General features: G+C 37.3%; 1 protein-coding gene and 2 pseudogenes. 1 reads left to right on the top strand and 2 read right to left on the bottom strand.

Annotated elements, in window-relative coordinates; translation table 11 throughout:
* A partial coding sequence (locus ACF1X7_RS10090) for a helix-turn-helix domain-containing protein (RefSeq protein WP_151388581.1) occupies positions 1-152 on the bottom strand: 152 nt, incomplete at its 3' end.
* 179 nt (positions 153-331) lie between these two features.
* Between ACF1X7_RS10090 and ACF1X7_RS10085 the strand changes: the two are divergent.
* A pseudogene (locus ACF1X7_RS10085) lies at positions 332-1046 on the top strand (helix-turn-helix domain-containing protein); the annotation flags it as partial.
* A gap of 14 nt (positions 1047-1060) precedes the next feature.
* Here ACF1X7_RS10085 and ACF1X7_RS10080 read toward each other — a convergent pair.
* A pseudogene (locus tag ACF1X7_RS10080) lies at positions 1061-1187 on the bottom strand (IS30 family transposase); the annotation flags it as partial.

Genomic DNA, 1187 nt, shown 5'->3' with positions numbered 1-1187 from the left:
GGATCATAAGGTTTAACTCGGTCCAACTCATAGCTAATCGTAGCTTTGGCGACGCCTAAGGCGTCAGCCATTACTTGGTAAGATTTATTCCCCTCATTGACCAGTTGTGCTAGTGCGCCACGTTGAAAACGTGATAAAGTAGATGTCCCCAAAGTAATCACTCCCTATATTGGTTGGAATTAGCTACTACCATTGTAAGTGATTGCTTTGGGCTTTTTAATTTCTGTTCGGATTAATTATAGAATTTTCCAAAGAGAAAAAGAAGGCTGATTTAGCATTATGAAGTGAACCCCCGATATTGGACCAAAATCCAATATCGGGGGTTTTTATATTGACCAAATATTCTAAAACATTAAAAATAAAAGTTGTTCAGGATTATCTAACGTCACCCTTAGGTTATAAATTAATAGCGAGAAAATATGGTATTAAGAGTAACTCACTAGTTGTCTCGTGGGCTCAACGTTATAAGGCCTTTGGCCCAAAAAGACTGGATGTCCTATCACCCAAAAAAACATTTGATGGCTCATTTAAGATGAATGTTTTAAAATGGATGAAAACGAATAAGGCTTCTTATCCGAAAACCGCACTTCATTTTAATATCTCAAACATCGGGACCATCTGACAATGGCAACATATTTGGGAGACTGAGGGTGCTGGTGCCTTAGTTCCAAAGGACGGCAAACAATTATGTCAGCTGATAAACAATCAAAAAAACGGCAACAAACAGAGTTAGAACGTCTTAGAGAAGAAAATGAATTACTACAAATCGAGAATGAATACCTAAAAAAATTAAGAGCCTTAGTCCAGGAAGAAGAAAACAACAAGCGCAAGTCATCCAAGAGCTAAGGCTTAAACACAAACTAGTAAAAATTCTAAAAATAGTTGGTATGGCCAAAAGTACGTATGAATACATTATTAGTCATGAACCGAACGGTTCATCTGACCAATCTGTTAAACAAACCATCCAAATAATCAAGAAGAATCATCCAGCGTACGGTTATCGTCGTGTAACTGGTGAATTACATCGTATGAATATCTTAGTAAATGGTAGATTGCAAATTTAATCCGAATTTTTGGACAAATTTGTCAGCATCACCTGATACGGTGTTTGCCAGTCGAGTATTTTAAGCGGTCGCTGGTTAATTTGGAGTAACGTCGTCGTTAAATCTTGAGCACTAATGTGCTCA

This window comes from Latilactobacillus sp. VITA-14 (genome assembly GCF_046580785.1).
GTDB lineage: Bacteria > Bacillota > Bacilli > Lactobacillales > Lactobacillaceae > Latilactobacillus > Latilactobacillus curvatus.
The sequence above is the reverse complement of the archived record's forward strand: the minus strand, read 5'-3'. Positions and strand labels throughout refer to the sequence as shown.